At 43.2% G+C, this 4,616-nt stretch carries 5 protein-coding genes; 3 read left to right on the forward strand and 2 right to left on the reverse strand.

Annotated elements, in window-relative coordinates:
- Positions 1 to 189: 189 nt before the first annotated feature.
- Complete coding sequence (locus FEM55_RS07325; RefSeq protein WP_161597213.1) at positions 190 to 1,485, forward strand: Tn3 family transposase; 1,296 nt, start codon at positions 190 to 192, stop codon at positions 1,483 to 1,485.
- A 196-nt stretch (positions 1,486 to 1,681) separates the two neighbouring features.
- Here the strand turns inward: FEM55_RS07325 and FEM55_RS07330 are convergent, their stop codons facing one another.
- Together FEM55_RS07330 and FEM55_RS07335 are read right to left on the reverse strand one after the other, a co-directional pair.
- Positions 1,682 to 2,440, reverse strand: a complete 759-nt coding sequence (locus tag FEM55_RS07330; protein ID WP_138280696.1) for an SDR family NAD(P)-dependent oxidoreductase — start codon at positions 2,438 to 2,440, stop codon at positions 1,682 to 1,684.
- A 227-nt stretch (positions 2,441 to 2,667) separates the two neighbouring features.
- Positions 2,668 to 3,630, reverse strand: a complete 963-nt coding sequence (locus tag FEM55_RS07335) for a YsnF/AvaK domain-containing protein (protein WP_171036500.1) — start codon at positions 3,628 to 3,630, stop codon at positions 2,668 to 2,670.
- Positions 3,631 to 3,814: 184 nt separating this feature from the next.
- On the opposite strand from FEM55_RS07335, the gene FEM55_RS07340 reads away from it, so the two are divergent.
- Positions 3,815 to 4,036: a hypothetical protein gene (locus tag FEM55_RS07340; RefSeq protein WP_138280698.1), complete on the forward strand. Its 222-nt coding sequence runs from the start codon at positions 3,815 to 3,817 to the stop codon at positions 4,034 to 4,036.
- A 201-nt stretch (positions 4,037 to 4,237) separates the two neighbouring features.
- A complete protein-coding gene (locus tag FEM55_RS07345; RefSeq protein WP_138280699.1) occupies positions 4,238 to 4,465 on the forward strand; it encodes a hypothetical protein in 228 nt (75 codons plus the stop codon).
- Positions 4,466 to 4,616: the final 151 nt, after the last annotated feature.

Raw genomic sequence — 4,616 nt, forward strand, 5'->3', positions numbered from 1 at the left:
TGGATAGATATCATTTCAGAGCGCACCAGGGAATAGATCGAAAAAAGCCTGCAGAGCTGTTTGAAATGTGCGCCTAAAACAACTAACAAACCTAAATTAGTGGTCTAACATAATCGAGGTATCATACAAATACTGGCCGACGGTGGTGATATCCGTCTGGACGATGATGGAGAATTGTTAGTAACACCCTTGAAAGCAGATGAAGTGCCCGAATCGGTAAAAGCACTTCGTGCTGCGGTTGACCGTTTATTACCGCGGGTAGAGCTAACGGATCTGCTGGTGGAAGTAGACAACTGGACAGGATTTTCCAATGAGTTGACAGGCCTGGAAAATGAAGCCAGGAGTAAAGACCATCAGACATTATTGTATGCAGCACTTTTGGCAGGGGCATGCAATATTCCATTGGCCGAAATGGCCCAAAGTGCGGGACTTGACTACCAGGCACTTTGGTGGGTATCTACCAATTACATCAGGGAAGAAACGCTCAAACGCGCAACAGTCCGGCTGGTTAATTATCAGCACGAACTTTGGCTGTCATCTTATTGGGGCAGTGGCACGTTGTCTTCTTCAGACGGACAACGCTTCCCAGTTAGTGGTAAGATCCGCAATGCACAGTCCATCCCGCGTTATTACGGCTACGGGAAGGGTTATACGCTAATCACACACACATCAGATCAGTATGCTCAGTACGGTAGCAAATCTGTTCCATCCACTGTCCGGGATGCCACTTATGTCTTGGATGAAATACTGGGTAACGAGACAGACTTGGAAATTGTAGAGCACACCACGGACACAGGAGGTTATACGGATATCATTTTTGCTCTGTTCAATTTATTGTGGCTCCTATTTTCGCCCAGGCTGCGCGATCTTTCAAACCAAAGCCTTTGCCGTATTAAGGGAATGGACCTAAAATATCCCTCTCTCAAATTCACTTCAAATTTCCGTCCGGAATATGTCCGGGCCAGGTGGGATGATTTATTACGGGTAGCGGCAACATTAAAAAGCGGATGGGTCACTTCGTCTTTGCTAATCAGTAAATTACAAGGATATCCACGTCAACATCATTTAACCACACTCTTGCAAGAGTACGGAAAACTGGTTAAAACGACCTTCATACTCCGTTACTTACAAAGTCAGCCGTTGCGCCGCCGTATCCATGCCCAGCTTAACAAAGGTGAACAGCTGCATGCACTTCGCGCCTGGCTTTGGTTTGGTGGCGATGGACATCTTAGGCGAAAACAGGAAGATGCCCAGCAAGAGACTGCTGGTTGTTTAAACGTTCTGACAAACCTGGTTGTGGTTTGGAATACGATTTATACACAGGAAGTACTTAAAAAACATCAAGCGGATGGCAACACGGTCGATGAAAATGATTTTGAGCATCTTTCTCCAGCCAGGTTTGCACATATTAACCGGTTGGGTAGATATACTTTTCAAAAAGTAGAAAAATTTGAGGACAATGGTTTACGACCATTAAGGTCATGAATCCTTACCGCTATTCTTTGTCCATTTACTAAAAGAACCCCACACTGAAGGCCTTTAATTAAGATCAATTTATTCAAAGAATGTGGAAAGTTTAAACACGGTTCAAACGTACTATGTTAAATAGAATTTAAATTTAATTACATCTATTGGTTCTCTTACCAGTTACAATTCTATTATAACTACAATGTCCCTATTGCTAAGCAGGAAATGCTACTCCGCTTATCCTTTCACAGAAAGAAAGGAATTGGTTCTGGACATTGGCATCGTCTGCCTGACGCAGGTAACAATCCTGCTTTTGATGGTGAAAATACTGACCGCTTACTTTTGCATGAACATCGCTACTTTCTGCCAGCCACACCTGGGTTGCAAAACCTTTCATTAAATTATCAGGTGCTCCGGGCCCACCCATTTTTGTGGGTACCCAGCCGGGATCTACCGCATTAGAATAAACCTTGGGCCACTGGCAGGCAACAGCCATTGCCATAATTAAGTTGTGAAATTTAGAATCAGAATAGCTGACACTTAGGTTATCAATTTCCAGGCCTTTCAAATCTGGGTCTGCTTGCTTATGCATTCCCGAACTAAGATAAACCAAGCGCCTGGGTTTTTTAATCAGGCAAGTCAGGATGTAAGGTGCTAGGCTGTTAACAGCAAATAGTAGCGGCAAGCCGTCTTGGGTAAGTTTACCTTCTGGCACCTGGAATACTGCTGCATTGTGTATAACAGTATCGAAATCACCTAATTTGTTGACTTGATAAGCAAGATTTTTGGTTTCTTCGATACTGGATAGATCCCCGGTTAGTATGGTCTCAGCCCCTGGTACCCTAGCCAGTCCATACTTTGCACGCGCTGGGTTACGTGCATGCAAAACCACACTATGCCCTTTGTGAACCAGCGCATTTGCCGCCAGTTGCCCCAGCCCATCGACTGAGCCGGTAATCAATATCCTTGCCATATAAATATTTACTTATTTGTGATCTGCTTAACTTTATATATGAAGGGTAGTAACTACTGCCCTTATATGTTTTAAGTTCATGTAATTGCAGATCAGCTTGTTCTTAATGTTAATAGGAGTTTTAAGATCTTAATTCTTCTTTGAAGTCAATGCTGTTTTTGTAACCAATTTGGGAAAACAAAGCCCCTGCTAAAAGCAGAGGCTAGAAAATGTTTTAGAGCTGACAGTTATAAACCTGACCCTGACTTTCTTAATCTTTCCTGTTCTGTAAGGTCCTCTACATCCACTTCGGTTTTACGGACGGTTTCATTAATGAGCTCATCGTGCTCTTCCACTGTTTTATTCAAGCTCACTTCCTCCACTACGCGTGCTTCTTTGCTGACCACAGGGACTTCCGCATACTCCTTTACTTGGAATGTACCTTCTTTGAAGGTGTCAAAATCTGAATCTGACGCAATGCGGTCAACAGGTGTCCTGTCCACGGTGACCTGCTCCTGGCGAAGACGGATGCCTTCCTGAACTGGACGCGATACGATGCGGCTCCTCAGACGCACACCACCTGTCTGTACCTGACGCTTGCCAACCTGCAGTTTTTCCTCAATTATAGGGAGTGAAGCAGTAGTGTCATCAGAAACAGAAGATGCATTCGGCAGGGCTTCAGCATACGTCTGGTTAGGGGAATACCCAGCTGCACTTTCATTGACATCAACTGCCCCGTATTGATCAAGGATCGCCGCAGCAGCTTCTGCTTCGTTGGCGCTGGCTGCATGTACAGTTACAATGGTTCCGCGCTTTCCTGCTTCTGAGTAACGTTTTGTCTCTTCTTCATCACCATCGAAAAGATCCCTAAAGAAGTTCCCGATACGGTCTGCTAGATCTTCATTATGGTTACTGCCCGAAGTTTTGCCGGCTTCTGAGGTGTATGATGCAGTTTCGATATCGACATCTGCGTCAGCAAACCCGTTTGCCAATAAATTATTCTGCGCCTGCTGGGCATCACTTTCATACTCGAAAATTCCTATTACTGTATTGGACATGATTTCTCTTTTTAAGTTTTTGGTTAATTGATTTCCTGGCGTATTTAAATAATTGTGCCTGATGGTTGACTTGATATACTGAATGAATTCTTTTTGCGCTATCGTTATGTCTTCAATGGTGATCTTACCTTTTAAAAATTGATTCTTCTTCAATAACCTGTTTGCATACTTGGCTTGGCCGGTTTTAAGACACTCAGTGACCAGCATCAAAAGCTTTTAAAGACAGGCTTCTGCCATGACGTTGAACTGGCATCAAGGTTGTTTTTGGATTTTATCAACGGTAGCTATCGCTGTGTCTGCGAGATGGTCAACGGTTCCCTTAACTTTGTCTGCATAAATGTCTACAGCACTTTTTGCTTGCCCTGCTACTTCACCAAGCTTTCCCTTGGCGGCATCAGCAGCTTCTGATTCAGCTGCGGCAAGCTCCAAAGCCGCTATTTTTGGCTTTATCGGCCCATTGATTGATGTGGCAGCAGCTGGTTACGGAGCTAAAAAAGGAACAAATTCCAAAGATGGCCCTAGTCAATATGACCGTGCTGTACAATATAGGACAATATAAAAAGTGGCAGGTCATACCTTTTTCCCTACCCCTGAAGGATTAAACAAAAGAATGGTCCAATCTTGCCGGATCTGACAAATAAGTCCTGAAATCCTGTCCCTGAACAATAGGGAGCAAGGTAAAAGATCAGTGTTTCTTCTACAAACCCATTTTGTGGTATGATATTTCTGAATACAACAGATATCAAGCTTTGAAAATGTTATGGAGCTTATTTTTGAGGCCATGAAGCTCTTTAAGGATGAGGACTACATTGTATTTGAAATCAATGATAGGATTAATGCTGACATCAATTCGGGCATGAGACTTCTTGAAGATGAGGAAATGGCTATTTGCCTGTGGACTACAATCTCAAACCATCCTGTCGAGGGCCAGTTGACCAACAAGGGGAAGGGCCTGCGGGATTACTTAAAGAATCATGAATGGGATTAAAAGTTAGGTTAAATTCTTGCCAACTATAATACCTCTACAAATTCAGACCACTTGTTTAGTTAAAACTTAGTAACTTAAACAAGGATAAAATAATGAAAAAGATGCGTAGAAAATTTGATTCATCATTTAAGGCGAGAGTGGCTATTGAAGC

It is taken from the genome of Dyadobacter sediminis, assembly GCF_005860765.1.
Taxonomy (GTDB): domain Bacteria; phylum Bacteroidota; class Bacteroidia; order Cytophagales; family Spirosomataceae; genus Dyadobacter; species Dyadobacter sediminis.

Coding starts and splice junctions, on each gene's coding strand:
- FEM55_RS07330 (WP_138280696.1), bottom strand. CDS start 2,440: ATGGCAAGGATATTGATTACCGGCTCAGTCGATGGGCTGGGGCAACTG.
- FEM55_RS07345 (WP_138280699.1), top strand. CDS start 4,238: ATGGAGCTTATTTTTGAGGCCATGAAGCTCTTTAAGGATGAGGACTAC.
- FEM55_RS07340 (WP_138280698.1), top strand. CDS start 3,815: ATGTCTACAGCACTTTTTGCTTGCCCTGCTACTTCACCAAGCTTTCCC.